The following is a 22,744-nucleotide window of genomic DNA, read 5'->3' on the forward strand; positions in this document are numbered from 1 at the left end:
CCGCGCTAGCGGGCTGCCCGTCGTGCTGGACACCAAGGTCAGCCGCGACCTGATGAAGATGGACGGCGGCATGATGGCCGTGGGCTTGGACCTGCGCCGCGAGAAGGCCGACAACAGCCCGGCCCACCCCGAGTGCTCCAAGGGCTCGCACATCGGCGGTGAGGGCTCGGTGCCCGCCACTTCGGCCAGCCGCAGCATCTTGGCGGTCTACAGCGAACTGTCGCTGCCGTTCGCCAAGGGCTGGGAAGCCTCGGTCGCGGCGCGCTATGACAGCTACAGCGACTTCGGCAGCCCGCGTCGCGCTGCGCTTCCAGCCCAGCAAGGAGTTGCTGTTCCGCGCCTGCGCCATCGACTATTGGAACATCCAGAAGTAGGACCAGATCGGCGTCATCAACGGCGACGCGCTGATGGCCGAGCCCGGCCTGTACACCAAGTACAAGACGCGGTTGAAGCGTTCCCCGACCACTGGTTTCATCTCCTGCGTCGAGACGCCGGCGGAAAACCAAGGTGAACTCAAGACCTCCGGCATCGACATTGACATTAAGTCGGCCGTGCAACTGGCCGGTCTTGGTCTCCTGCGCGTCGGCTCCGCCGCCACCCGCACGCTCAAGTACGAACTGCAGAACGGCAAGGACCTGCCGTTCACCGACTACGTTGGCAAGTCGCTTGGTGGCAATCCGCCGGTGCCGGAATGGCAGCACACGCTGTCCTTCGATTGGACGCTGGGTTCGTGGAACGTGGCGCTGGAGAACGTTTTCACGAAGGGTTGGCAGGAGTCGGCCGCCGTCGTCGACACCAACTTGGGCGTGGATGCGCCGTACAACGTCAAGGACACCAGCCGCTGGATACTGGCGGTCAGCTACCGCGGATTCAAGAACCTGCGCCTGGCTCTGGGCGCACGCAACGCGTTCGACCAGGACCCGCCGTTCGTCGCCTCCTCCAGCTATGGCTCGCACGCGGCCGGTTTCGCGGGTTCCTTTGCCGATCCGCGCGGCCGCTTCATCTATGGCACGGTGACTTATCAGTTCAAGTGATCTGACGCCGGTGTCGAATTGCCTCGCCTCTGAGGGAGCATAGATAAAAGGGGGCGCGTCCAGCGCGTTCCCCTTTTTATTTGCCAGGTGAATTCGATTTCGGTGGCGACGCATCAAGGCGATTCGTCGCATGTAATCGCGCTGTTTCGTCTGTCCGGGTTACCCCCAAGAGGGGGGCGGAGGCGGGGGGCTAAGATGAGGGCATGGCCAAGTTTGGCCGGAGGTGTGGTTTTTCCACATCAGGTTCGTGGCGATAAACGCGTGCCCGACGGCTCCTGCCACCGGGCGTTTTTTTTGGCCGAACCGGATGTAAAGAAGCCTTGCAAGCCCGGCTGACTGCGTGTTTTCAACGAGGTGGGTAGGTTCTTCCCGCGTTTTAGAATGCACGCCCTTCGGGGGCTGGCCCGAGGCTGGAGTTCCATCTCCGCCGATGCCCAGCGGCCGCTTTCCTGAAAGTCATTGACTGTGATTTGTAGTTGCAAGAAGGAGCGCGCATGAATTTTGCGCAGGAGAAGCAAGGCGCGTCGCGGTTCACGGGCATCGGCATCGTGGTCCTGATCCACGTCGTGGCCATCTACGCGCTGGCCAGCGGCTTGGCCAAGGACATCGTCAAGAAGGTCACCGGCCCGATCGACGTGAAGGTGATCGAGGAAAAGGTCAAGCCGCCGCCGCCGCCCGAAAAGATCGTCCCGCCGCCGCCGGATCTGAAGGCGCCTCCGCCGCCTTTCGTGCCGCCGCCTGAGTTCCAGGTCACGGCACCGGCACCGCCGGCGCCGGCCATCCAGTCGACCCAAGTGGCGCCGCCCGCCGTTGAGAGCATCAAGCCCGCTCCGGCCCCCGTGGCTGCAGCCGCCCCGGCTCCCCCGGCGCGCAAGGGCCCCGTCACGGCCGGCATGGTCTGCACGAAGATGGGCAAACTTGAGGCGCCGGCTGTCAACTGGAGCGGTGAGGCGCTTTACAAGGCGACCGCAACCGTGAAGCAGGGCCGCGTGACCTCCGTCGAGTTCGCTTCGCTGCGTGGTGGCGTGGATCGCAAGGCCCAGCGCCAGCTGACGCAGGCGATCGACCAGCACTTGAAGGACACCTATGAGTGCCCCGGCGACCACATCTTCGAGCAAGAGTTCCATTTCAAGATCGACTAAGTCATCTTGAACTGCGCGCCCGTTCGGCGCACCCAGAACCTACCAAAACAGAATCTTTCCCTAGGAGTTGACTCCATGATTTCTCGCATCACCGGCTTCCTTGCCGCCATCGCCATGGTCGCGACCCTGGCCGTTTCTCCCGCTCAGGCGCAAGACCAGCAGCCGGCCGCATCGGCCCCTGCCGCTGAAGCCGTTGCCGCTCCCGTCGAGACCGCTGCCGCTCCGGCCGCTGCTGCCTCGGCCGTCGACAATCCTTACAGCCTGGCCAACATCATTGCCCACGGCAACATCGTCGACCAGGTCGTGCTTGTCCTCCTGGCCATCATGTCCATGGGCTCCTGGTACATCATGGTGGTCCGCTATTGGGACACCCGCAAGCTGCAGTCCGAAGCCAACGAAGTCCGCGCGACGTTCTTCAAGAAGCCCAGCCTGGCTGACGGCGTCAAGGGCCTGAAGGAAGAAAGTGCCTTCCGCTACATCGCCTCCGCTGCCATCGATGCTTCTGAGCACCACGAAGGCGCTCTGACCGAGAACATCGACCACAGCAGCTGGGTCACGATGAACGTCGATCGCGCCGTTGCCGACGTCAACACCAAGATCTCCTCCGGCCTGGGCTTCCTCGCCACCGTCGGTTCGACCTCTCCCTTCATCGGCCTGTTCGGTACGGTGTGGGGCATCCTGAACGCGCTGACCGCCATCGGCGTCGCCGGCCAGGCCTCCATCGACAAGGTCGCCGGCCCCGTGGGCGCCGCGCTGATCATGACCGCCATCGGTCTGGTTGTCGCCGTGCCGGCGGTGATCGGCTACAACTGGCTGCTCAATCGCAACAAGACCGTTATGTCGCAAGTGCGGGCGTTCGCCAGCGACCTGCATGGCGTCCTGATGGGCAATCGCGCCGTTGCCAAGCGCTAAGCAGAGCGCCCTCGTACAGGAGCCAATGCCATGGGCATGAACGTCGGAACCGCTTCCGGCGAGGACGAAGTCAACTCCACCATCAACACCACGCCCCTCGTGGACGTGATGTTGGTGATGTTGATCATCTTCCTCATCACCGTTCCGGTGGTGACGCAAACGATCGCGGTCAGCCTCCCCAAGGAGACCAACATCATTCGCGTCACCAAGCCGGAGAACATCGAAATCTCGGTCAGCAAGGACGGCGACGTCTACTGGAATACCAGGCTGATTCCCGACATGGACTCCTTGGTGCAGAGCCTTGGCAAGGAAGCGGTCAAGAATCCGCAGCCCGAGGTGCACATCCGGGGTGACGACAAATCCCGCTACGAATCGGTCGGTCGTGTGATCTTCGCCTGCCAGCGCGCCGGCATCATGAAGATCAATTTCGTCACCGAACCGCCGGCTCGCGGCGGCTGATCCCAGGAGTTAAAGATGGGAATGAATGTTGGAAGTTCGTCGGGCGACGGTGATGCCGAGCCGATGATGGACGTCAATACGACGCCGCTGATCGACGTGATGCTGGTGCTGCTGGTGATGCTCATCATCACCATCCCCATCCAGCTGCACACGATCAACCTGGACATGCCGCCACCGAGTTCGAACCCTCCGGTCGAAGACCCGGTGGTGCACACCGTCATGATCGACTTTGACGGCACCGTCTACTGGGACGAGCTTGCACTGACCGGCCTGCCGGACGTGAACGCAAAAATGCAGGAGATCGGTGCGATGCCCATCAGCGGCCAGCCCGAGATCCACATCAAGCCGAACAAGCTCGTCGACTACGGTGTCGTGGCTGCGGTGATGGCTTCGGCCCAGCGGCACAACGTCAAGAAGATGGGCATGGTTGGTAACGAGCAATACGTCAAGTGACGTGGTCTCGGGCCAGTTGACGCCGATACTTTGAGCGCGCTGCCCGAGAGGGCGGCGCGTTTTTGCTTTGTAGGAGAGCAAGTTGAAGACATTGAAAACCGTGGTGGCCGTCGCCGTTGGCGCGCTGGCCTTGTCCCTGAACGGTGCGCCCGGCGCCGAGTTCGGCTTCAGCCAGGCGGCTGCCCAGGACAGCGTTCGCAAGGAAGTCGGCACGCCGCTGCAGGACGCCAACAAGCTGCTCAGGGCCGGCAAGGCCAAGGAGGCGCTGGCCAAGGTGCGTGATGCCGAGGCTGTTGGTGGCCGCACGGCTGCCGAGAACAACGCCATCGAAGGCATCCGCTTCTCGGCGGCCATGGTGGCCAACGAGCCCGACACGATGGTGCGCTCCTTCGAGGCCTTGAAGGGCGCGGGCAAGCTGTCCGGCGCCCAGCAGCTGCAGTACATGGAAGCCATCGCTGGCACCTACCTGCGTGGCGGCAGTGCTGCCAAGGCGCTGGAATGGGCCAACAAGTACTTCGCGGCCGGCGGCAACAGCCCGACGGTCAAGCAGGTGCAGCAGCAGGCCCAGTTCAAGTCTGGCGACGTGACGGGTTTCATGAAGGACACGCTGGCCGAGATCCAGAGCGATGAGAAGGCCGGCCGTGCCCCGGCGAGGGACAAGCTCACCAATCTGCTCTGGGCTGCGCAGAAGAAGGGTGACGCGAACGCTGAGGCCCTCGCGACCGAGAAGCTGCTGAACTACTACCCCGATCCCAAGCTGTGGGCCCAGATCCTCGGCGGCCTGCCGGAGAAGAAGAGCTTCGACAGCAGCCGCTACGCGCTGGATCTCTACCGCCTGCGCCTGGCGACCAACAACATGTCGCGTGGTGCTGAGGACTACATGGAGATGGCGCAGCTGGCCGCTCAGGCCGGCTATCCGGAAGAGGGCAAGCAGGTCGTCGACAAGGGCCTGGCTGCCGGCGTGCTGGGGCAGGGTGCTGAAGGCGCCCGGCACAAGCGTCTGGCCGACCTGATGATCAAGAAGATCGGCGAGGCCAAGGCCAACGCTGCGGCCAACGAGAAGGCCGCCGAGGACGCGAAGGACGGCAATGCTTTCGTGACGCTGGGTCTGGCCAACGCCTTCGGCGGCAATGCCAAGAAGGGCATCGCGCAGATCGAGCAAGGCATCGCCAAGGGCAACTTGAAGCGCCCGGAGGACGCGAAGCTCTACCTGGGCCTGGCGCATCAACTGGCCGGCGAGACGTCCAAGGCCCAGGCCGCCTGGCGCTCGGTCAAGGGCTCGGAAGGCGCGGCCGACCTGGCTCGCCTGTGGGTCGTCTACTCGCGCAAGCGCTGATCCTTCCGGCTGCGAGTTGAAACAGAAAGGGCCTGGTGCGAACCAGGCCCTTTTCTATTTCGGCGCCATCCGGATCGCGCCGTCCAGCCGGATGACCTCGCCGTTGAGCATCTCGTTCGTGACGATCTGGTGCACGAGCTTGGCGTAGTCCTGCGGCGTGCCCAGGCGGCTCGGGAAGGGCACGCTGGCGGCCAGCGCGTCCTGCACCTCCTGCGGCATGCCGAACAGCATCGGCGTGCCGAAGATGCCCGGGGCGATCGTCATGTTGCGGATGCCGTTGCGGGCCAGGTCCCGGGCGATCGGCAGCGTCATGCCGACGACGCCAGCCTTGGATGCCGAATACGCCGCCTGGCCGATCTGGCCGTCGTAGGCGGCGACCGAGGCGGTGGAGATCAGCACACCGCGTTCGCCGGTCGGCTCCGGCTCGTTGCGGACCATGGCCTCGGCGGCCAGGCGGATCATGTTGAAGGTGCCGATCAGGTTGACCGTGATCGTCTTCGAAAAACTCGCGAGCGGATGGGCGCCGTCCTTGCCGACCGTCTTGATCGCGGGTGCGATGCCGGCGCAGTTGACGAGGCCCATGAGCTTGCCCAGCGCCGTGGCTGCGGCGACGGCGGCCTGGCCGTCAGCCTCCTGGCTGACATCGCACTTGACGAAGACGCCGCCCAGCTCGGCCGCGACCTGCTCGCCGCGTTCGACCTGCAGATCGGCGATGACGACCATGCCGCCATGGGCGGCCAGCATGCGGGCCGTGCCTTCCCCCAGCCCCGAGGCGCCGCCGGTGACGATGAACACCTTGCCTGCGATTTCCATGATGAGAATCCCCCGCGTGAATTGACGTGAACGTCAATTGTCGCCAACAAAAAAGCCGCAGGGCTCGCGCGCTGCGGCTTTGTCAGCAAGCAGGGATCAGGCCAGCGCAGCGAGCGCGCGGCGCGTGATGTCGTCGACCGAGCCCAGACCTTCGATACGGCGGTACTTCGGCGCGCTGGCGTCGCCGGTGGCGGCCCACTGCGAGTAGTAGTCGACCAGCGGGCGGGTCTGAGCGGAATAGACGTCCAGGCGCTTCTTGACGGTGGCTTCCTCGTCGTCGGGGCGCTGCACCAGGTCCTCACCGGTCTCGTCGTCCTTGCCTTCGACCTTGGGCGGGTTGAACTTGACGTGGTAGGTGCGGCCCGAGGCCGGGTGGGAGCGGCGACCGCTCATGCGCTCGATGATTGCGTCGAAGGGCACGTCGATCTCCAGCACATAGTCCAGCTTGACGCCGGCCGCCTTCATCGCGTCGGCCTGCGGGATGGTGCGCGGGAAGCCGTCGAAAAGAAAGCCGTTGCTGCAGTCTGGTTGGCCGATGCGCTCTTTCACGAGGGCGATGATGAGGTCATCGCTGACCAGGGCGCCGGACTTCATCACGGAATCGGCCTGCAGCCCCAACGGCGTGCCTGCCTTGACGGCGGCGCGCAGCATGTCGCCAGTCGAGATCTGCGGAATGCCGAATTGCTTGCAGATGAAGGCAGCTTGGGTGCCTTTGCCGGCGCCAGGGGCGCCAAGAAGGATCAGTCGCATGGGTCTCCTCGTCATGTCGGGACTGTTAAAAAGTCCCGCTCAGCTCTGCGCACGAGTATCGCATGCGTACTTTCGCGGGCCTGACGCGGCAGGCCCGGTTCAGCCCTGGATCAAGCGCCGCACTCGCTCCAGATCCTCGGGCGTGTCGACGCCCGGGCCGGGCCGTTCGCTACTGACGTGCACGGCGATGCGCTCGCCGTGCCAGAGCACGCGCAACTGCTCCAGCGACTCGATCTGCTCCAGCGGGCTGACCGCCAGCGTCGGGAAGCGGCGCAGGAAGCCGGCGCGGTAGGCGTACAGACCGACATGGCGCAGCGCCTGGTTAGGCTGGCCGGCGCCGTCGCGCCACCAGGCGATGCGGGCTCGCGAGAAGTACAGCGCCCGGCCGGCCTTGTCGGTGACGAGCTTGACGACGTTGGGATTGGCGAACTCGGCGGCGTCGGTCAGCGCATGGGCGACGGTGGACATGACGCAGTCCGGCTGTGCGCTCAGTGTCACCGCGCAGGCGTCGATCATGGCCGGCGCGATCAGCGGCTCGTCGCCCTGCACGTTGACGACCACGGCATCGTCGGCAAGGCCAAGCTGCTCGACGGCCTCGGCAAGCCGGTCGCTGCCGGAGGGATGGTCGGCCCGCGTCATCAGTGCGCGCACGCCGTGGGCGGCGCAGGCGGCGGCGACCTCGGGCGCGTCGGTCGCGACGACGATCTGGCTGGCGCCCGACAGGGCGGCACGCTGGGCGACGCGCACGATCATTGGCAGGCCGGCGATGTCCGCCAGCGGCTTGTTGGGCAGGCGGGTCGACGCCAGCCGCGCCGGGATGATGACGGTAAAGCTCATTGGTGCACCCTTCGGCCTGCGGCCTGTCCCGCCACGCGGGAGCGAGCTTGCTTGGGACGGCCCGGCGCGGCGCTCACGGCGCCAGCACGACCGGCGGCGCGGGCGCGTCCGGGTCCCAGGCCTTGGCCTCGCTCTCCAGCATCAGCGGGATGCCGTCGCGGATGGGGAAGGCCAGGCGGTCGGCGCGACAGGCCAGCGCCGGCAACTCCAGGCCGGCACCTTCGCGCAACAGGGTCAGCGGGCTCTTGCAGAGCGGGCAGACCAGCATTTCGATCAGTCGTTGATCCATCGGGTGGGAAACAGGCGTTGCAGTTGGGTGTCCAGCGCCGCTTCAAAGCCGGGGCCGGGTTGAAAGTCTAGCGTCACGACCCAGACGGCGGTCGCGCCGACGACCTCGGGCGGCAGCTTGACGGCGTCCTTCTCGGTCAGCAGCACGCCTGCGGTGCCGGCCGGCCAGGGCAGGGCGGAGAAATCGGCGTGGTCCTGCAGCGGCAGCGGCTCGAAGGCCAGGCCCAGGCTGGTCAGCATGTCGAAGAAGCGCTGTGGCCTCGCCAGGCCGGCGCAGGCGACGAGGCCGGGCTTGCCGCGCAGGGCCAGCAGCGCGGCCATGTCGGCAGGCCGGCCCGCCCACCAGTCGGCCAGCGGGACTGCGCCCGTCAGCCGGCGCTGGGCGACGAAGCCGGGCAGGGCGGTGCTGGGTTGTGGGGCGTTGTAGACGACGAGCTGGTTCGCCGTCGGCTTGTCGGGAGGTTGCCGTAGCGGGCCGGCGGGCAGCAGCCGGTCATTGCCCAGGCCGCGCTCGTCGAAGACCAGCAGGCTCAAAGCGCGCGGCAGGCGCCAGTGCTGCAGGCCGTCGTCGCTGACCAGCAGGTCCAAGTCGGGATGAGCCGCCACGAGCGCCCGGGCGGCGGCGACGCGGTCGCGGCCCACGGCGACCGGCACGCGGCCGCGCAGATGGATCAGCAACGGCTCGTCACCGGCCTGGCGCGCTGTCGACGCACGGGTGACGAGGTGGATGCCGTCGACCTCGCGGCCATAGCCGCGCGAGATGACGCCGGCACGCAGGCCGCGTGCCCGCAGCAGGTCCAGCAGCGCGAGCGTTGTGGGTGTCTTGCCGGCGCCGCCGACGATCCAGTTGCCGACGACGATGACCGGCACGGGCAGCGTCTCGGTGCGCTTCAAGCCCAGGCGATAGGCCAGCGTGCGCAACGCCAGCAGCGCGCGGTAGAGCCAGCTCAGCGGCAGCAGTGCGGCTGACAGCGGCCCGCCCGTCAGCCACTGCTGCTGCAACCGATCAGCGAGCGTCGGTCTGCGCGGCGAAGGTGACACGGGTCAGGCCCACGCGGCGGGCCGCGTCCATCACGTTGATGACGGCCTGGTGGGGCGTGGCGGCGTCGGCCGAGATGATGACCGAGGCCTCTGCGTTGCCGCCCGAGGCCTGGCGCAGCGCGGTGATGAGCAGCTCCACCGAGCGGCCTTCGACAGCCTGCTTGTTGATGACGAAGCGGCCATCCGCCGCGATGCCGACGATGACCTCCTGCGGCCGGTCCTTGAGCTTGTCCGCGTCGGCCGAGGGCAGCGTGATCTGCAGCTCGGTGAACTTGGAGTAGGTCGTCGACAGCATCAGGAAGATCAGGATCACCAACAGCACGTCGATGAAAGGGATCAGGTTGATCTCCGGCGGCTCGCGGTGAGGTGAACGGAACCTCATGACGTCAGGCCGTGTGGCGGCGCAACTGGCCCAGCATGCGGTCGGCGGCGGCCTCCAGCTCCAGCACGTACTCCTCGATGCGGCCGCGGAAGTAGCGGTAGAACATCAGCGCCGGGATGGCGATGATCAGGCCGAAGGCGGTGTTGTAGAGCGCGATGGAGATGCCGTGCGCCAGTTGGGCGGGGTTGCCGCCGCCGGGCGTCTGGCTCCCGAAGATCTCGATCATGCCGACCACCGTGCCCATCAGCCCCAGCAGCGGCGCGGCCGTGGCGATGGTGCCCAGCGTGTTCATGTAGCGCTCCAGCTGGTGCACTGCGCGGCGGCCGGCGAACTCGAACACGGAGCGCAGCTTGCTCTCGGGCATCTGCGGTTCGGCGGCGACCGCGCGCAGGCCGGAGGCCAGCAGTTCACCGAGTACCGAGTTCTCGGCCAGACGGTTGACCATCTCGGGCGCAGGCAGTTGCTGGGCGCTGACGTTGAGCACGTCCTCCAGCAGCCGCGGCGGCAGCACGCGGCTGGCGCGCAGGCTGGTGAAGCGTTCGATGATCAGGGCCAGGGCCACCACGGAGCAAAGGAGCAAGGGCCAGATCGGCCAGCCGGCGGCTTGTATGATCGAAAACAAGGGCGTCCCCGTCGAAAAAAGGCGGCCGCGACCGGCCAGGAAGTGCGCCGGATTATGGGCCCTGGCATGCGCGCTCATGCCAGCGTCTCGGCCCGCTGAAAGCGCCTCCACAATCCACTGCTGCTGTGGATAACTTTGTGGGCAAGCCCGGTGCGCGGACCGCCAGAGGCCGTCAAATCAAGGCCTTGGACAATTTGCCTCAAGTTTGAGCAGTGGAATTCGAATTGAAAAACAAGGCCTTATGTGCTCATGACGGCGCCGTGACAGGCGCGATGGGCCGAAATCGCCCGCCAGCCCAGCATTGGCGCGGCTGTGGACTTCCCGGCCCGCGCCGGCATTGGGTTTGCGCGTGATTGACGGGCGCGAGACCGCATCAAATCGTCGCGTCTGGGGCGTGGCGGGCCTGGTGGAGGCCATCTCGCAGAGCCTGGCCGAGCGCTTCTCGGTGGTCGTCGTCGGCGGCGAGATCAGCGGCTTCACGCGGGCGGCCAGCGGGCATTGCTACTTCGGCGTGAAGGACGCCGACGGCCAGGCCGCCAGCCTGCGCTGCGCGATGTTCCGCCGCGCAGCGGCGATGCTGGACTTCACGCCGGCCGACGGCGCGCTGGTCGAGCTGCGTGGCCGCGTTGCCGTGTACGAGCCGCGCGGCGAGTTGCAGTTCGTCGTCGAGGCCATGCGCCGGGCCGGCGCCGGCACGCTGTACGAGCAGTTCCTGCGGCTGCGCGAGCGGCTGGCCGCCGAGGGCCTGTTCGATGCCGATCGCAAGCGGGCCCTGCCCGCCATGCCGCAGCGCATCGGCGTCGTCACGTCCACGGCCGGCGCGGCCCTGCACGACGTGCTGACGGCGCTGGCGCGGCGGGCGCCGCAGGTGGAGGTCGTCGTCTACCCCAGCCCGGTGCAGGGCGGGGAGGCGCCGCCGGCGCTGGTCAATGCGCTGCGCATCGCCAACGCCCGGGCCGAAGTGGACGTGCTGCTGCTGGTGCGCGGCGGCGGATCGCTGGAGGACTTGTGGGCCTTCAATGACGAGCGCGTCGTGCGCGCCGTGGCGACATCGGCCGTGCCGGTGATCTGCGGCGTGGGGCACGAGACCGACATCACCCTCAGCGACCTGGCAGCCGACCTGCGCGCGCCGACGCCCACGGCGGCGGCCGAGCTGGCCGCGCCGTCCCGCGACGGCCTGCTGCAGCAGCTCGCCACGCTGGAGCGCGGCCTGACGCTGCGCCTGGACCATCGCCTGCAGACGCTGGGCCAGCGTCTGGACCGCATCGCGCTGCGCCTTGCCCGGCCCAGCGATGCTCTGGCCCGCCAGCGCCGGCTGCTGGACCTGCTGGCCCAGCGCGCTGCGGCGGCGCCGGGCCGGCGTGTCGAACTGCAGCGCCAGCGCCTTGCCCACCTGGCGCCGCGCCCGGCCCGGGCCTTGGCAGAAACCTTGCGCCGCCAGACCACGCGGCTGGACGCCCTGCAGGCCCGCCTGCAGGCGCTGGACCCGCAGCATGTGCTGGCCCGCGGCTATGCCTGGCTGGACGACGGGCAGGGCGGGGCGATCACCTCCGTGCAGGCCCTGCAGGCGAGCACCGAGGTGCGCGCCGTGCTGGCCGACGGCAGCGCCGACATGCAAGTCCTGCGGGTACGGCCATTGCCAGCGGGTTGAATGGACGCTCCCTACAATCCGCCGCGTCTCCCTTCCCCCCAAACCCTTGAGGATTCCACGATGGAACACACGCTGCCCCCGCTGCCTTACCCGATCGACTCGCTGGCCCCGCACTACAGCAAGGAAACGCTGGAGTTCCACCACGGCAAACATCACAACGCCTACGTCGTGAACCTCAACAACCTGCAGAAGGGCACCGAGTACGAAGCCCTGACGCTGGAAGAGATCATCAAGAAGGCGCCGAACCCGGGCCCCGTCTACAACAACGCCGCGCAGATCTGGAACCACACCTTCTTCTGGAACTGCATGAAGCCGCAGGGCGGCGGCGAGCCCGGCGGCGCGCTGGCTGACGCCATCAACGCCAAGTGGGGCAGCTATGCGGCCTTCAAGGAAGCCTTCGTGAAGAGCGCCGTCGGTAACTTCGGCTCGGGCTGGACCTGGCTGGTCAAGAAGGCCGACGGCTCGGTCGACATCGTCAACACCGGCGCCGCCGGCACGCCGCTGACCGGCGCCGACACCGCGCTGCTGACGGTCGACGTGTGGGAGCACGCCTACTACATCGACTACCGCAACCTGCGCCCGAAGTTCGTCGAGACCTTCCTGAGCAACTTGGTCAACTGGCAGTTCGCTGAAGCCAACTTCGCGTAAGCGGATCGTTGTTGAACAGAGGCCGGCTGATGCCGGCTTTTTGTTCTCGGGCCGAGCGCCGGGCCGCTCCCAAGCCGGCCCGCTTGGCGATGTGATCTCGGCTCGATGCCGAGAGCATCGCCGTCCCCTCGGGGGACCGGCCAGGTACGCCCGCGTTCAGCGCGGCGCAACTGGACGAGGGGCTCGCTACTGGGATACCTGAATGACCCGTCGCACCAGCGGATAGACCTGGTGCTGCCAGCGCCGCCCGCTGAACACGCCGTAGTGGCCCACATTGGGCTGGATGTAGTGGGTGCGCAGATACATCTTCAGGCTGCTCGCCAGGTCTTGCGCGGCCAGCGTCTGGCCCACCGAGCAGATGTCGTCGCGCTCGCCTTCCACGGTCAGCAGCGCGGTGCGGCGGATGGCCGCCGGGTTGACGCGGCGGCCCTTGAACATCAGCTCGCCGCGCGGCAGGTCGTAGGTCTGGAAGACGCGCTCCACGGTCTCCAGATAGAAATCCGCCGCGAGGTCGGCCACGGCCATGTATTCCTCGTAGAAGGTGCGGGTGATTTCGGCCTTGTCGAACTCGTCGTTGACGAGGTGCTTGTAGTAGTCCTTGAAGGCGTTGGCGTGCCGGTCCTTGTTCATGCTCATGAAGGCCGACAGCTGCACGAAGCCCGGATAGACCCGCCGCCCCGCACCGCCGTGCTGCCAGGGCACATGGCTGATGAGGTTCTTCCTGAACCACTCGATGGGCTTGCTCGTCGCCAGCTCGTTCACCGCCGTCGGGTTGACGCGGCAGTCGATGGGGCCGGCCATCAGCGTCAGGCTGGCGGGCGTGGCGGGGTGGTCGTCCTCGGCCATGATGGCCACGGCGGCCAGCGAGCTGACGCAGGGCTGGCAGACGGCCACGACGTTGGCACCCGGGCCCATCGCCGCGAGGAAGTCGATGATGTGCTGCGTGTATTCGTCCAGGCCGAAGCGGCCGGCCGACAGCGGCACGTCGCGCACGTTGTGCCAGTCGCTGACGTAGACGTCGTGGTCTTGCATCAGCGTGCGCACCGTGTCGCGCAGAAGCGTGGCGAAGTGGCCCGACATGGGCGCCACGACCAGCACCTTGGGCGCGGCCGGTGCGCCCTCCCGGCGAAAGCGCATCAGCGTGGCAAACGGCGTGGTCAGCACGGCCTCTTCGGCCACCGGCCAGCGTTCGCCGGCGCTGCTGACGACCTCGGCGATGCGCCAGGGCGGGCGCTTGTGCGTGACCTGCGCCAGTTCGAACACCTGGCCGGCCGCCGCCATCTGGCGGGCGGGCAGCCAGTTGTTGTCGGCCAGGCTCGGGTCCTGCAGGAAGGGCAGGGACCAGCGGGTCGCCGCGCGCAGCGGCCACAGCAGGTCGACATGGGCCTGATAGGCGGGGTACATGGAGTCTCCTGCGCTTTGGTGGTGCCTCATGCATCGCAAGGAGCGCGCCAGCGTGGCATGGGGCTTGCGTCGAGGCTGACGAAGCCCCGACATCAAGGAGATGCCCATGCCCGTTGCCACGCCGACCAAACCAGCGGCTCGCAAGTCCAGCAAGGCCATCGCGCCCGCCATACCCGCCACCGCGACGCTGACGCTGAGCAGCAAGAACTACTCGTCCTGGTCACTTCGCGGCTGGCTGCTGACCCGCTTTGCGGGGCTGACCTTCGACGAGGTCATGCTGCCGCCCGACGACGCGGACGCGAGGAAGGAACTGCTGCTGCTGGCGCCGTCCATCCGCGTGCCCTGCCTGCGCCATGAGGGGGCCACGGTGTGGAACACGCTGGCCATTGCCGAGTACCTCAACGAGACCTTCCCCAAGGCCGGCCTGTGGCCGACTGACCGCGTGGCGCGGGCCCATGCGCGCGCTGTCTGCGGCGAGATGAACTCGGGCTTCGCCAACCTGCGCTCGGCGCTCCCGATGAACCTGAAGGGGCATTTCCCCAAGCACAAGATCTGGGCCGGTGCCAAGCCGGACATCGAGCGCATCATCGAGATCTGGAGCGATTGCCTGGCCAGCTATGGCGGGCCCTTCCTTTTCGGCAAGAAGCGCAGCGCGGCCGATGCGATCTTTGCGCCGGTGGCCACGCGCTTCAAGACCTATGGCGTGCCGCTGCCCGACGCCTGCGCGGCCTACCGCGACACCATCCTGGGCATGACGGAGATGAAGACCTGGATCGCCGAGGCCAAGCTGGAGCCAGAGGAGATCGACCTCCTCGACATGGACTTTTGACGAGGTTCGCAGCCGTTGAGCAGCGCATGAGCGCTGTTTAACGCTGAAGGTCAGGGCCAGGGCGTGGGGACAGGCACGTCGCAGGGCGCGGGCGCGTCGATGGACTTGAAGTCCGCCGGCGACACGATCTCCAGGTACTCCATGTCCGGGGAGTAGTCGAACAGGTAGTGCACGATGCCCGGGCGCTGGTGCACGCAGTCGCCGGCCTCGACCAGGGTCTCCTGGTCGCCGTACATGAACTTGGCCCAGCCCTTGGTCATCAGCACGATCTGGAAATCCGCCTCATGGCGGTGCCAGCCGGTGCCCTTTTCCGGGGCCATGTTCGCCTTCACAAGGTGCGCGATGACGCGCCCACCCGTGGCGGCGGCGATGCCGAGGTCGCGGTAAAGAAAGAAGTCCCTGAGCCCGTCACTGCGCCAGGGCGTGTCGCCCGGCTTCACGTGAGAGAACGTCGTACCTGAGCTGGTGCTCGAAGCGCTGAGGGGTTCCGAAAGATCCGACATGGCCTGGCCTCCTGAAATGCTGGGGAGACCCTTCGGGCTTGCAAGACGCATTCCCGGACGCGCGCTTGCGTGTTCCTGTGTTCCGGGCCGAGCGCCGGGCCGCTCCCAAGCCGGCCCGCTGGGCGATGTGCGAGCGGCTAAATGCCGCGAGCATCGCCGTCCCCCAGGGGGACCGACCAAGGTACTCCTTGGGCGAGGGGCCTACTTCAAGCCGCCCAGCTTGCTGCCGGCCTTGACGCCCCGCTTGGCGAACCAGCCCTTGTTCATCTCCAGTGCATAGCGCACCGGCTTGGCCGAGCAGTGCGAGGTTTCGTCGAGCGGCTTCATGTCGGCGATGTTGACGACTGTGCCGTCATCCGCGACGAAGGCGATGGACAGCGGCAGCAGCGTGTTGCGCATCCAGAAGCACTGCTGCTGCGCCTCCTCGAAGACGAACAGCATGCCGTTGTTGGTGGCCATCTCCTTGCGGTGCATCAGGCCGATGGCGCGCTGCTCCGGCGTGATGGCCACTTCGGCCTGGATGACGTGCATGCCGGCGGTCAGCGGGATGCTGCGCAGCTTTTGCGGGGCGTCCTGGGCGCTGGTCATGCCGGCAACGAGGCCGAGGGCGGCGAATGCAAACGCTTTGATGCAGATCATGGGCGGGGCGGGTGGGTGCGGCCAAGATTATCGGCGTGAGTGCTTCACCCCCTGGCTTGCACGCGGCCGATGCCGACGCGCAGGCGCTAGCCCCTTTCACGACCTGGCCCGACGGCCCGGGTGGCGTGGCGCTGTCGCAGTTCCAGGTGGCCGGCATGCATTGCGCGGCTTGCTCGGGGCTGATCGAGGCGGCGCTGCTGAAGTTGCCGGGCGTGGCGGACGCGAGTGTCAATGCGGCGTCGGCGCGGCTGGCGCTGCGGTGGTGGCCGGCGCAGGTCGCGCTGGCCGATGTGCTGGCGGCGCTGCAGGCCGCCGGCTATCGCGCGACGCCCGACGTGGCCGCGCCGGCGCGCGAGCTGCGCCGGCAGGAAAGGCGGCAGGCGCTGTGGCGGCTGTTCGTGGCGGGCTTCCTGATGATGCAGGTCATGATGCTGGCAACGCCGGCCTATGTGGCCGAGGCGGGCGAGTTGTCGGCCGATCTGGACCGCCTGCTGCGCTGGGGCAGTTGGGTGCTGACGCTGCCGGTCATGGCCTTCGCGGCCGGGCCGTTCTTCAGCGGCGCCTGGCGGCAGCTGAAGGCAGGCCAGCTGGGCATGGACGTGCCGGTGACGCTGGGCATCGCGGTCACGTTTGTCGCCAGCACCGGCGCGCTGTTCGACCCCGGCGGCCCGCTGGGCCACGAGGTCTACTTCGATTCGCTGACGATGTTCGTCGCGCTGCTGCTGCTGGCGCGCTGGTTCGAGCTGGGCGCGCGTCACCGGGCGGCAGACGCGCTGGAGGCCGTGGCGGGTTCGCTGCCGATGACGGCCGAGCGCTTGAACGACGATGGCAGCAGCGAGCGCGTGCCGCCCGAGGCGCTGCGCGTTGGTGAGCGCATCCGCGTGGCGGCCGGCGAGGCGTTTGCTGCGGATGGCTGCGTGCTGTCCGGCCAGGGTTTTGTGAACGAGGCGCTGCTGACGGGTGAATCGGCGCCGGTGGCCAAGGCGGTGGGCGATGCGGTCGTGGCGGGCAGCATCAACGTCGACGGCTCGCTCGTCGTCGCCGTGCAACGCGTGGGCGCGGACACGACGGCTCAAGGCATCGTGCGGCTGATGCAGCAGGCGCAGAGCCAGCGGCCTTCTGCCAACGGCATCCTCGACCGCGTGGCCGCCGGCTTCACGGCCGTCGTGCTGCTGCTGGCGCTGGGGGCGGGCATCGCCTGGTGGTGGATAGACCCGTCGCGCGCGGTCGCCGTCGCGGTGGCCGTGCTCATCGTCACCTGCCCCTGCGCGCTGACGCTGGCCGCGCCCGCCGCGTGGCTGACGGCCGGCGGCGCGCTGGCGCGGCGTGGGTTGCTGCTGGCCGATCTGTCGGCACTGGAGCGGCTGTGCGCGGTGGACACCGTCGTCTTCGACAAGACCGGCACGCTCAGCGAGGACCGGCTGCAACTGCGCAGGCATTGGGCGGTTGACGCCGATGCCGACGCGCTGCTGGCCGGCGCGCGCAGCCTGGCCGCACTGTCTCGCCACCCGCATGCGCGGGCGCTGGCCGATGGCATCGTGGGCAATTGGACCGACGTGCGCGAGCTGCCGGGCCGTGGCGTGCAAGCGCGCGACGCGGCGGGCAAGCTGTGGCGGCTGGGGGCGCCGGCCTGGGTCAGCCAAGAGCCAGACCCCGCTGCACGGCTGGCGTTCGGTTGCGGGGACTGCACGTTGTGGCTGGACCTCGCCGAAGCGCCACGCGCCGATGCGGCCGAGGCGGTCGCGGCGCTGCGAACCCAGGGCCGGCGCGTGCGCCTGCTGTCGGGCGACCAGCCCGCCGCCGTTGCGCGCATGGCCGCAGCGCTGGACATCGCCCACTGGCGGGCCGGCGCGACGCCCGAGTCCAAGCTCGCCGCCGTGCGCGACTGGCAGGCCGCTGGCGAACGTGTGCTGATGGTGGGCGACGGCATCAACGACGCACCTGTGCTGGCGGCCGCCGATGTGCGCATCGCGATGGGGCAGGGCGCCATGCTGGCGCGCAGCGCGGCAGATGCGCTGCTGCTGTCCAACCGGCTGATGGCCGTGCCGCAGGCGCTCACGTTGGCGAGGAAGACCCGCCGCGTGCTGCGCCAGAACCTGGCCTGGGCGGCGCTCTACAACCTGGCCTGTGTGCCGTTGGCGCTGGCCGGTTTGCTGCCGCCGCTGGCGGCCGGCATTGGCATGGCGGCCAGCTCGCTGTTCGTCGTGCTCAATGCCCAACGCCTGAACCGCTGATGGACATCCTCTACCTCCTCATCCCCTTCTCGGTCCTGCTGGTGCTGCTGATCGTGGCCGTATTCGGCTGGGCCGTGCACGACGGGCAACTGGATGGCTTCGAAAACGAGGCTGAACGCATCCTGCTTGATGAGGATCAAGGCGCCTAGTGCCTCCGCCGAGAAGAATCGTTCGCATCAGACTGAAGGAGTCGCGATGGCGAACGAGAGAGTCCCGGCAAGCACCGGGACGACATACGAGGACGGGCCAGTACGCGCATTCGCGCTGGCTGCCGTGCTGTGGGGGGTGGTAGGCATGGCGGTGGGTGTGTTCATCGCCGCGCAGCTGGCCTGGCCGGAGCTGAACTTTGGCATCTCATGGTTGAGTTATGGCCGCCTGCGGCCACTGCACACGAACGCTGTCATCTTCGCGTTCGGCGGCTGCACGTTGATGGCGACCAGCTACCACGTCGTGCAGCGCACCGGCCAGACGCGGCTGTTCGCGCCCATGCTGGCCTGGTTCCACTTCTGGAGCTGGCAGGCGGTCATCGTCGGTGCGGCCATCACGCTGCCCATGGGCTTCACGCGCGGCAAGGAATACGCGGAGCTGGAGTGGCCCATCGCGCTGCTGATCGCCGTCTCCTGGGTCGCCTATGCCATCGTCTTCTTCGGCACCGTGGGGCGCCGCAAGATCCGCCACATCTACGTGGCCAACTGGTTCTTTGGCGCCTTCATCCTGGCCGTGGCTCTGCTGCACATCGTCAATGGCGCGGTGCTGCCGGTCACGTTCTGGAAGAGCTACTCGGCCTATGCCGGCGTGCAGGATGCGATGGTGCAGTGGTGGTACGGCCATAACGCGGTCGGCTTCTTCCTGACCGCCGGCTTCCTGGGGATGATGTATTACTACATCCCCAAGCAGGCCGAGCGGCCGGTCTACAGCTACCGCCTGTCCATCGTCCACTTCTGGGCGCTGATCTTCACCTACATGTGGGCGGGCCCGCACCACCTGCACTACACGGCCCTGCCGGACTGGGCGCAGAGCGTGGGCATGATCTTCAGCCTGGTGCTGCTGGCGCCCAGCTGGGGCGGCATGATCAACGGCATCATGACCCTGTCGGGCGCGTGGCACAAACTGCGCGACGACCCCATCCTGAAGTTCCTCATCGTCTCGCTGTCCTTCTACGGCATGGCCACCTTCGAGGGGCCGATGATGTCGATCAAGACGGTCAACGCGCTGTCGCACTACACCGACTGGACCGTTGGTCACGTGCACGCGGGTGCGCTGGGCTGGGTGGGGCTGATCTCGATGGGCTCGCTCTACCACCTGATCCCGCGCATGTATGGTCGCACCGAGATGCACTCCAAGAGCGCCATCGAGCTGCACTTCTGGATCTCGACGCTGGGCATCGTCCTCTACATCGCCGCGATGTGGATCGCCGGTGTCATGCAGGGCCTGATGTGGCGCGCGGTCAACCCGGACGGCACGCTGGTCTACACCTTCGTCGAAAGCGTCAAGGCGACCTGGCCGTTCTACGTGACGCGGCTGGTGGGCGGGCTGATGTACCTGGCCGGCATGCTGGTGATGGTCTGGAACGTGGTGAAGACCGTGCAGGCCGGCAAGCCGGAGCGCGTGCGCATTCCCCAGGTCATGGCACACGCTTGAGGAGGTCGACATGAGCAACAACAACACTGAAAAAGTCACCGGCCACCAGCGCATCGAGACCAGCAACCTGCTGATGATCGTGCTGGTGCTGCTGACGGTCTTCGTCGGCGGCTTCGTGGAGATCGTGCCGCTGTTCTTCCAGCGCTCCACGACGCAGGCCGCACCCGGGCTCAAGCCCTACACGGCGCTGCAGGTTGCGGGCCGCGACATCTATGTGCGCGAGGGTTGCTACAACTGCCACTCGCAGATGATCCGTCCGCTGCTGGCCGAGACGCTGCGCTATGGCGAGTACTCCAAGGCCGGCGAGTTCGTCTACGACCGCCCCTTCCAGTGGGGCAGCAAGCGCACCGGGCCCGACCTGCACCGCGTCGGTGGCAAGTACAGCGACGACTGGCATCGCATCCACCTGCTCAACCCGCGCGACCTGGTGCCGGAGTCCAACATGCCGGCCTACCCTTGGCTGGCCAGTGCGCCGGTGGATGCCGCCGGGCTGCCTGCACGGTTGAGCGCATTGCGCACGCTGGGCACGCCGTACAGCGACGCCGAGGTCGAGGGTGCGGCCCAGGCCGCCGCCGGCAAGACCGAACTGGACGCACTCGTCGCCTATCTGCAGGTGCTGGGCACGGCCGGCGCTGCGTCGAAGAAGGAGGCTCCCCGTGGGAATCAATGAACTGCGCGTGGCCGTGACCCTGGTGTCGCTGGCCGTCTTCATCGGCATCGTCGTCTGGGCCTGGCGTGGCCGCTTCGAGGCCGCAGCGCACCTGCCGCTTGAAGGGGGCGATCAATGAGCGACTTTTTCAACGACGGCTGGTCCATCTTCGTCGCCGCCGCCACCGTGCTGGGCCTGGTGGCCTGCCTCGCGCTGCTGATCATCGCCAGCCGCCGGCAGCCCGCTGCGGCCGACAACACCACCGGCCATGTCTGGGACGAAGACCTGCGCGAGCTGAACAACCCGCTGCCGCTGTGGTGGATGGGCCTGTTCGTGCTGACCGTCGTCTTCGCCGGCATCTACCTGGCGCTCTATCCCGGCCTGGGCAGCGTGTCCGGCTCGCTGGGCTGGACCAGCGTCAACGAGCACCAGGCCGACGTGGCCCAGGCGCGCGCGGCGATGGCGCCGGTTTATGCCGCCTTCACCGACATGCCGCCGGAGCAGCTCGCCAAGGACGCCAAGGCCCATGCGATCGGCGAGCGCCTGTTCGCCAACAACTGTGCCACCTGCCACGGCGCCGACGCCAAGGGCTCCAAGGGCTTCCCCAACCTGACCGACAAGGACTGGCTCTGGGGTGGCAGCTTCGAGACCATCGGCGAGACCATCACGCAGGGCCGCGAAGGCAACATGCCGCCGATGGCTGCCGCCGTGGGCACCAGTGACGACGTGCGCAATGTCGCCCACTACGTGCTGTCGCTCTCCAGCAGCCCGCACAACCCGCTGTACGCCCAGCTCGGCAAGCCGAAGTTCGCTGCCTGCGCGGCCTGCCACGGCATGGGCGGCAAGGGCAACCCGGCGCTCGGCGCGCCCAACCTGGCCGACAAGGTCTGGCTGCACGGCTGGGGCGAGCCCGCCATCGTCGCGATGATCAACGGCGGCAAGCACAACCAGATGCCCGCGCATGGCGAGCGGCTCACGCCGGAGCAGATCCGCGTGCTCTCTGCCTACGTCTGGGGCTTGTCCCAGTAATGGACTCTGAAGCCGTCATCCGCCTCTACAAGTCGGAGGACAAGATCCACCCGCGCAGCGTGCGCGGCCGCTTCGCCAACCTGCGCTGGGCCTGCGTGGCCTTGACGCAGTTGGTCTTCTACGGCCTGCCCTGGCTGACCTGGGGCGACCGCCCGGCCGTGCTGTTCGACCTGGCCGCGCGGCGCTTCTACGTCTTCGGCTTCGTGCTCTACCCGCAGGACTTCGTCTACCTGACGGCCCTGCTGCTGATCTCGGCCTATGCGCTGTTCCTGTTCACTGCCGTGGCGGGGCGGGTGTGGTGCGGCTATGCCTGCCCGCAGACGGTCTACACCGAGCTGTTCGTGCTCATCGAACGCTGGTTCGAGGGCGACCGCAATGCGCGGCTCAAGCTGGACAAGGCGCCCTGGTCATTCAACAAGTTCTGGCGCAAGGGCGGCAAGCAGCTCGCGTGGGTGGCGCTGGCGCTGTTCACCGGCTTCAGCTTCGTCGGCTACTTCACGCCCATCCGTGAACTCCTGGGCCTGGCGCTCGGTCCCTGGGAGGCCTTCTGGGTGCTGTTCTACGGCTTCGCCACCTATGGCAACGCCGGCTTCATGCGCGAGCAGGTTTGCAAGTACATGTGCCCTTATGCGCGCTTCCAGAGCGCGATGTTCGATCGCGACACGCTGATCGTCAGCTACGACCCCGCCCGCGGCGAGCCGCGCGGCAACAACGCGCTGCGGAACAAGAAGAGCGAGGCACGCAGCCAGGCCGTCGGCGACTGCATCGACTGCGGCCTGTGCGTGCAGGTCTGCCCCACGGGCATCGATATCCGCGAGGGCCTGCAGTACGAGTGCATCAGCTGCGCCGCCTGCATCGACGTCTGCGACGGCGTCATGGACAAGATGGCCACGCCGCGCGGCCTCATCCGCTACGACACCGAGAACGGCATGGCCGGCCAGCTCACGCGCGCCGAGCGCTGGCGCCGCATCTTCAGGCCGCGCGTGCTGATCTACGGCACGCTGCTGCTGGGCCTGAGCACGGCCGTGCTGTGGAGCCTGATGAGCCGGCATGACTTCCGCGTCGACATCGTGCGCGACCGCGCCACGCTGGCCCGGCAGGTCGAGGACGGCTGGATCGAGAACCTCTACCGTCTGCAGCTGATGAATGCCACCGAGGCGCCGCAGCAGCTCAGCGTCGCGGCGGACGGCCTGGCCGGGCTGCAGGTCAGCCCCGGTACGAGCGTCACCAACGTCACGTTGGCCCCGACCGAGGCGCGCTGGGTCACCGTCGCGCTGCGCCTGCCGCCCGAGGCCGCCCAGCAGCTCAAGCCCGGCGCCCAGCCCATTCGCTGGGTCGTGCGCAGCGCCACGGGCGACAGCGTCGCCGAGAAATCCACCTTCGTCGTGCCGCGCTGATGACGCCGACCCTCGCCCAGTCCCGCGCCGCTGCACGCGGGCACGCCTGGT

At 67.6% G+C, this 22,744-nt stretch carries 27 protein-coding genes; 17 read left to right on the top strand and 10 right to left on the bottom strand.

Going from position 1 to position 22,744, the window contains the following annotated elements:
* Positions 1 to 22: 22 nt before the first annotated feature.
* From ACG00Y_RS06715 to ACG00Y_RS06745, 7 genes are all read left to right on the top strand, one after another.
* Complete coding sequence (locus tag ACG00Y_RS06715) at positions 23 to 511, top strand: hypothetical protein (protein WP_394477173.1); 489 nt, start codon at positions 23 to 25, stop codon at positions 509 to 511.
* Positions 408 to 1,034, top strand: coding sequence for a TonB-dependent receptor (locus ACG00Y_RS06720; RefSeq protein WP_394477175.1), 627 nt, complete (start codon positions 408 to 410; stop codon positions 1,032 to 1,034). The genes ACG00Y_RS06715 and ACG00Y_RS06720 overlap by 104 nt, the downstream gene beginning before the upstream one ends.
* Positions 1,035 to 1,528: 494 nt before the next feature.
* Positions 1,529 to 2,176 (top strand): ABC transporter substrate-binding protein, encoded by a 648-nt coding sequence (locus ACG00Y_RS06725; RefSeq protein WP_394477177.1) that lies wholly within the window; start codon positions 1,529 to 1,531, stop codon positions 2,174 to 2,176.
* Between the two features lie 6 nt (positions 2,177 to 2,182).
* A complete protein-coding gene (locus tag ACG00Y_RS06730) occupies positions 2,183 to 3,088 on the top strand; it encodes a MotA/TolQ/ExbB proton channel family protein (RefSeq protein ID WP_394477179.1) in 906 nt (301 codons plus the stop codon).
* A 30-nt stretch (positions 3,089 to 3,118) separates the two neighbouring features.
* The gene (locus ACG00Y_RS06735; RefSeq protein ID WP_394477181.1) at positions 3,119 to 3,547 is read left to right on the top strand and encodes an ExbD/TolR family protein; all 429 of its coding nucleotides are present in this window, start codon (positions 3,119 to 3,121) and stop codon (positions 3,545 to 3,547) included.
* Between the two features lie 15 nt (positions 3,548 to 3,562).
* A complete protein-coding gene (locus tag ACG00Y_RS06740) occupies positions 3,563 to 4,000 on the top strand; it encodes an ExbD/TolR family protein (RefSeq protein WP_394477183.1) in 438 nt (145 codons plus the stop codon).
* An 82-nt stretch (positions 4,001 to 4,082) separates the two neighbouring features.
* Positions 4,083 to 5,336 carry a hypothetical protein gene (locus ACG00Y_RS06745; RefSeq protein WP_394477185.1) on the top strand — a complete coding sequence of 418 codons (1,254 nt, stop codon included), beginning with the start codon at positions 4,083 to 4,085 and terminating at the stop codon, positions 5,334 to 5,336.
* A gap of 54 nt (positions 5,337 to 5,390) precedes the next feature.
* Here ACG00Y_RS06745 and ACG00Y_RS06750 read toward each other — a convergent pair whose 3' ends face one another.
* The 7 genes from ACG00Y_RS06750 to ACG00Y_RS06780 all read right to left on the bottom strand — a co-directional run bounded on the left by ACG00Y_RS06750 (position 5,391) and on the right by ACG00Y_RS06780 (position 10,069).
* The gene (locus ACG00Y_RS06750; RefSeq protein ID WP_394477187.1) at positions 5,391 to 6,149 is read right to left on the bottom strand and encodes a 3-hydroxyacyl-CoA dehydrogenase; all 759 of its coding nucleotides are present in this window, start codon (positions 6,147 to 6,149) and stop codon (positions 5,391 to 5,393) included.
* Positions 6,150 to 6,245: 96 nt separating this feature from the next.
* Positions 6,246 to 6,899, bottom strand: coding sequence for an adenylate kinase (gene adk / locus ACG00Y_RS06755; protein WP_394477189.1), 654 nt, complete (start codon positions 6,897 to 6,899; stop codon positions 6,246 to 6,248).
* A 99-nt stretch (positions 6,900 to 6,998) separates the two neighbouring features.
* Entirely contained in the window at positions 6,999 to 7,736 is a 738-nt protein-coding gene (kdsB, locus tag ACG00Y_RS06760; protein WP_394477191.1) for a 3-deoxy-manno-octulosonate cytidylyltransferase, read from the bottom strand.
* 73 nt (positions 7,737 to 7,809) lie between these two features.
* Positions 7,810 to 8,025 (bottom strand): Trm112 family protein, encoded by a 216-nt coding sequence (locus ACG00Y_RS06765; protein ID WP_394477193.1) that lies wholly within the window; start codon positions 8,023 to 8,025, stop codon positions 7,810 to 7,812.
* Positions 8,010 to 9,026, bottom strand: a complete 1,017-nt coding sequence (gene lpxK, locus ACG00Y_RS06770) for a tetraacyldisaccharide 4'-kinase (RefSeq protein WP_394477195.1) — start codon at positions 9,024 to 9,026, stop codon at positions 8,010 to 8,012. The genes ACG00Y_RS06765 and lpxK overlap by 16 nt, the downstream gene beginning before the upstream one ends.
* Before the next feature lie 4 nt (positions 9,027 to 9,030).
* Positions 9,031 to 9,447: an ExbD/TolR family protein gene (locus ACG00Y_RS06775; protein ID WP_394477197.1), complete on the bottom strand. Its 417-nt coding sequence runs from the start codon at positions 9,445 to 9,447 to the stop codon at positions 9,031 to 9,033.
* A gap of 4 nt (positions 9,448 to 9,451) precedes the next feature.
* Positions 9,452 to 10,069, bottom strand: coding sequence for a MotA/TolQ/ExbB proton channel family protein (locus tag ACG00Y_RS06780; RefSeq protein ID WP_394477199.1), 618 nt, complete (start codon positions 10,067 to 10,069; stop codon positions 9,452 to 9,454).
* 343 nt (positions 10,070 to 10,412) lie between these two features.
* Between ACG00Y_RS06780 and xseA the strand changes: the two genes are divergently transcribed.
* Positions 10,413 to 11,720 (top strand): exodeoxyribonuclease VII large subunit, encoded by a 1,308-nt coding sequence (gene xseA, locus ACG00Y_RS06785; protein ID WP_394477200.1) that lies wholly within the window; start codon positions 10,413 to 10,415, stop codon positions 11,718 to 11,720.
* A gap of 60 nt (positions 11,721 to 11,780) precedes the next feature.
* A complete protein-coding gene (locus ACG00Y_RS06790; RefSeq protein ID WP_394477203.1) occupies positions 11,781 to 12,368 on the top strand; it encodes a superoxide dismutase in 588 nt (195 codons plus the stop codon).
* A gap of 186 nt (positions 12,369 to 12,554) precedes the next feature.
* Here ACG00Y_RS06790 and ACG00Y_RS06795 read toward each other — a convergent pair whose 3' ends face one another.
* Complete coding sequence (locus ACG00Y_RS06795; RefSeq protein ID WP_394477205.1) at positions 12,555 to 13,772, bottom strand: polyhydroxyalkanoate depolymerase; 1,218 nt, start codon at positions 13,770 to 13,772, stop codon at positions 12,555 to 12,557.
* Positions 13,773 to 13,878: 106 nt separating this feature from the next.
* On the opposite strand from ACG00Y_RS06795, the gene ACG00Y_RS06800 reads away from it, so the two are divergent.
* Positions 13,879 to 14,601, top strand: coding sequence for a glutathione S-transferase family protein (locus ACG00Y_RS06800; protein WP_394477207.1), 723 nt, complete (start codon positions 13,879 to 13,881; stop codon positions 14,599 to 14,601).
* A gap of 50 nt (positions 14,602 to 14,651) precedes the next feature.
* On the opposite strand, the gene ACG00Y_RS06805 is transcribed toward ACG00Y_RS06800, so the two are convergent.
* Positions 14,652 to 15,104, bottom strand: a complete 453-nt coding sequence (locus tag ACG00Y_RS06805) for a cupin domain-containing protein (protein ID WP_394477209.1) — start codon at positions 15,102 to 15,104, stop codon at positions 14,652 to 14,654.
* Between the two features lie 201 nt (positions 15,105 to 15,305).
* On the bottom strand, positions 15,306 to 15,743 hold the full coding sequence (locus ACG00Y_RS06810; protein ID WP_394477211.1) for a DUF192 domain-containing protein: 438 nt from the start codon (positions 15,741 to 15,743) through the stop codon (positions 15,306 to 15,308).
* Between the two features lie 35 nt (positions 15,744 to 15,778).
* Between ACG00Y_RS06810 and ACG00Y_RS06815 the strand changes: the two genes are divergently transcribed.
* Genes ACG00Y_RS06815 through ccoG form a run of 7 tightly spaced genes read left to right on the top strand, consistent with a single transcriptional unit; the run spans position 15,779 to position 22,693 of the window.
* On the top strand, positions 15,779 to 17,977 hold the full coding sequence (locus tag ACG00Y_RS06815; RefSeq protein WP_394477213.1) for a heavy metal translocating P-type ATPase: 2,199 nt from the start codon (positions 15,779 to 15,781) through the stop codon (positions 17,975 to 17,977).
* The gene (gene ccoS, locus ACG00Y_RS06820) at positions 17,977 to 18,126 is read left to right on the top strand and encodes a cbb3-type cytochrome oxidase assembly protein CcoS (protein ID WP_394477215.1); all 150 of its coding nucleotides are present in this window, start codon (positions 17,977 to 17,979) and stop codon (positions 18,124 to 18,126) included. Before ACG00Y_RS06815 ends, ccoS begins: the two co-directional genes overlap by 1 nt.
* 46 nt (positions 18,127 to 18,172) lie before the next feature.
* Positions 18,173 to 19,618, top strand: coding sequence for a cytochrome-c oxidase, cbb3-type subunit I (gene ccoN, locus ACG00Y_RS06825; protein ID WP_394477217.1), 1,446 nt, complete (start codon positions 18,173 to 18,175; stop codon positions 19,616 to 19,618).
* Between the two features lie 10 nt (positions 19,619 to 19,628).
* Entirely contained in the window at positions 19,629 to 20,288 is a 660-nt protein-coding gene (gene ccoO, locus ACG00Y_RS06830) for a cytochrome-c oxidase, cbb3-type subunit II (RefSeq protein ID WP_394477219.1), read from the top strand.
* Positions 20,275 to 20,406 (top strand): cbb3-type cytochrome oxidase subunit 3, encoded by a 132-nt coding sequence (locus ACG00Y_RS06835; protein WP_394477221.1) that lies wholly within the window; start codon positions 20,275 to 20,277, stop codon positions 20,404 to 20,406. The genes ccoO and ACG00Y_RS06835 overlap by 14 nt, the downstream gene beginning before the upstream one ends.
* On the top strand, positions 20,403 to 21,296 hold the full coding sequence (ccoP, locus tag ACG00Y_RS06840; RefSeq protein WP_394477222.1) for a cytochrome-c oxidase, cbb3-type subunit III: 894 nt from the start codon (positions 20,403 to 20,405) through the stop codon (positions 21,294 to 21,296). The genes ACG00Y_RS06835 and ccoP overlap by 4 nt, the downstream gene beginning before the upstream one ends.
* Positions 21,296 to 22,693, top strand: coding sequence for a cytochrome c oxidase accessory protein CcoG (ccoG, locus tag ACG00Y_RS06845; protein WP_394477224.1), 1,398 nt, complete (start codon positions 21,296 to 21,298; stop codon positions 22,691 to 22,693). Before ccoP ends, ccoG begins: the two co-directional genes overlap by 1 nt.
* The last annotated feature ends 51 nt before the right edge of the window (positions 22,694 to 22,744 follow it).

The organism is Pelomonas parva (genome assembly GCF_043555835.1).
Taxonomy (GTDB): Bacteria; Pseudomonadota; Gammaproteobacteria; order Burkholderiales; family Burkholderiaceae_C; genus Pelomonas; species Pelomonas parva.